Consider the following 2,723-nt stretch of genomic DNA (forward strand, 5'->3'; position numbering starts at 1 on the left):
TCACCTGTAAACTCTGTGCTGCCCACGCGAAGGCCTACGGCTTGCTGGCGCAGTCTGAACGGCTCGGCATGAACGCCTTGGAGGCGACGCTGGAGCCCTACATGGAGCATCTGCGCGACCTGGAAGCCGAATGCTACCGCGAAGTGATGGAAGGTATTCTCCGCAAGCGCGAACCTGAGGAAGGCGCCAAGGCTCAGGTCTTCTTGAAGCGCTATTGCGAGACGCTTCGGCTGCGCATGGAAGCCCGAGGCTGTGATCTAACGCTGGCGGAACAGGAGATGCGCGCCTGGATGTCCCGTGGCGCCAATGACTACTCCGGGATCCGCGTCGGCATCAATCTCATCACTCAGGAAGGGCTCCTGGAGAGCATTGAGCCCCGCAAGGACGCCCTTTCCGCCTGACTTCCGGCGCTAGCGCTGGGCGCGGAAAACGAAGCAGTCCTGTCCAGAGGCCTTCAGAGACTGGCAGAGGCCGCTGGCCGCCGAACGGTCCCCGAAAGCCGGGGTCCTGACGCGGTAATAGACACCCTTGTCCTCGATCTCCGCTTTGACGATCGTTAGCCCATAATCCGACAGCAGACTGGCTTGACGCTCGGCGATGAGCCCGCGCAGCCGTTCCGCGTCGGCCGGATCCTGCGAGGCGGCCACCTGCACGCCGAATTCTCCTGTTCCCGCCGAAACGCTTGCTGCGGGTTGGCTCGCGGGCTGGCCCGCGGTTGGGGCGGCGGCTGGTGCCTCGACAACCGGAGCTGGTGGCGGAGAGGGCTTGACCGGAGGAAGGACCGCAAGCTCGACCATCTTGGCGGCCGGCGCGGCGCTCTTGGGCGCTGACATTTTCTCAGGCGCGGAAGTTACCTCGGGCGCTGACATTTCCTCGGGCGAGGGTGCTGCTTCAGCCGGCGAGGGCGCAGGCAGAACCTCGGCGGTCACTGCCGGTTCCTCGGCGGTCTTTGCCGGTTCCTCGGCGGCCGCCGCCACTTCGACCTGCGGCTCCCAAGGGCGGAGAGATAGGGGCGGCGGCGGAGAGGCTGCTTGCGGAGCGGGGAAGGATGTCGTCTGCGCGGGCGGCTCTTGGACCGCAGCTGCTGCTTCGGCCTCTGCTGTTTGCGCCTCTACTGTTTGCGCCTCTGTTGTTTGCGCTTCAACGGCAGCCGGGGCTGGCTCCGGGGCAGAGACGGCGGCAGATTCGCTTGCAGATTCGGTTGCAGAGCCTGTTGCAGGCTCACTAGCCGGTTCGGAAGCCGCCTCCGGCTCGGGGGAGGCCTGCGAATCGATGGGAGCTTGTCCGGCGTCCGCGTTCAGGGCGGGGGCTTGCGTCGTCTCGCCGCCGTTCGCTGGGCTGATCTCGGATGCTGCCGGCTCGCTCGCTATCTGCGGCTCGGTTGCAAGCGTGGCTGCCTGCGTCTCGGCCTCTTGCGTTAGGGCTTGAGCCGCTTCGCCTTCAGCCGGCTGGGGTTCGATGAGGCCTTCGGCGACAGGCTCAGGTTCGGCGGCGGGCTCAGTTTCGGCGGCGGGCTCAGGTTCGGCGGCGGGCTGGGACGCCTCTTCGGTGGCCACCTCCGGCTCGCCCGCGCCCGGCTCGGCCGTGTCGGGCTCGACAGCCTCTACAACCTGCGGCTCGGGTGCGGCGGGAGCGTTCTCCACCTCCGGCGAGGTTTGGTCGGTCCGCGGGCTGATGCCGATGTCCCGCCGGGAGCGATGCGCCATGACCTCCAGGGTCTCGAGCAACATCTGGTTCTTCTTGTCCCGGTCGAGCTTGCCGTCGGCGGCCGAGCTGACTTCGCTGTCGGTCTCCTGTTTGCGCTTCTCGCCGTGGTCGACCAACTGAGGCTCACGGCCCACGAGGCGGCGGCCCAAAGGAGACAGCCGGCAGGCCATATAGAGGTTATTGGGGTTCTTCTGGTTTCCGATCCAGGGCTCCACCCACTGCTGTTCCAGGCAGCGGCGGACGATCTTCGGATCGACCGGATTGTCGTTTTCGTCAAATACCGGAATCTTTCCGCCGGGCTGGCCAAGGCCGCGCCGCATCCAGTTCAGCTCTTCCGGTGACGGCCGTACCGCAAGAAATTGCGGGATTTGATCAGGTTGATCCGCCACGTAACGCCCACCCCCACTGTGGATCGCGCAAATATATCAATTTCATACTATCTTACAATTCAACGCTTGTCGTTTGAAATGCCTTTCTTTTTCCCGTTTCCGGCTCGAAAGTGGGATTCGGGATCAAGGCTTTGGGCCCGCGAGGCATCCCTTTGGAACCTGGAGGGGATGCAAGCGAGCTTAACTGCGTAGAAAAACAAGCGGGTATAAGCACTCGCGATGCTTGAACTCCATTGAGAGCGAGCAATCTACTAACGGGAAGCAGGCCGCCTTTCGATGTGGAGGGCGGAGAGAGAACTTGGCGAGGGGTGCGGTGCGCACCTCCTCCAGCCTTTTTGTTGGGAAACAATTGATGGCGAACGGCATAGCTTCCGGAGTGAAGACCGCGGTGCTCCTTATCGCGGCGTTTGCGTTTCTTACCGCGCCTTCGCTGAGCCAGGCCCAGAATGCACGGGGCCCGGCAAAGGTCATTGTTTCCAAGGTCGTCTCCGAGGAGATCGCCGATAAGGTGGAAGCCTTGGGCACGCTTCGCGCCAACGAGACAATCGAACTGACCACCACCGTTTCCGACCGGATCATCGAGCTCAACTTCGATGATGGCGAACGGGTGACGGCAGGTCAGGTGCT

3 protein-coding genes are annotated in these 2,723 nt (G+C 63.7%); 2 read left to right on the plus strand and 1 reads right to left on the minus strand.

Translation table 11 applies throughout. The annotated features are described in order from the left end of the window. Positions 1 to 401: hypothetical protein (locus tag P8X75_15280; protein MEJ1996543.1), on the plus strand; the 401-nt coding region annotated here is incomplete at its 5' end. A 9-nt stretch (positions 402 to 410) separates the two neighbouring features. Here P8X75_15280 and P8X75_15285 read toward each other — a convergent pair. Further along, positions 411 to 2,096, minus strand: a complete 1,686-nt coding sequence (locus tag P8X75_15285) for an SPOR domain-containing protein (protein MEJ1996544.1) — start codon at positions 2,094 to 2,096, stop codon at positions 411 to 413. A 352-nt stretch (positions 2,097 to 2,448) separates the two neighbouring features. On the opposite strand from P8X75_15285, the gene P8X75_15290 reads away from it, so the two are divergent. Further along, positions 2,449 to 2,723, plus strand: a 275-nt coding sequence (locus tag P8X75_15290; GenBank protein ID MEJ1996545.1) for a hypothetical protein, incomplete at its 3' end; no start/stop codon positions are given.

Source organism: Limibacillus sp. (assembly GCA_037379885.1).
Taxonomy (GTDB): Bacteria; Pseudomonadota; Alphaproteobacteria; order Kiloniellales; family CECT-8803; genus JARRJC01.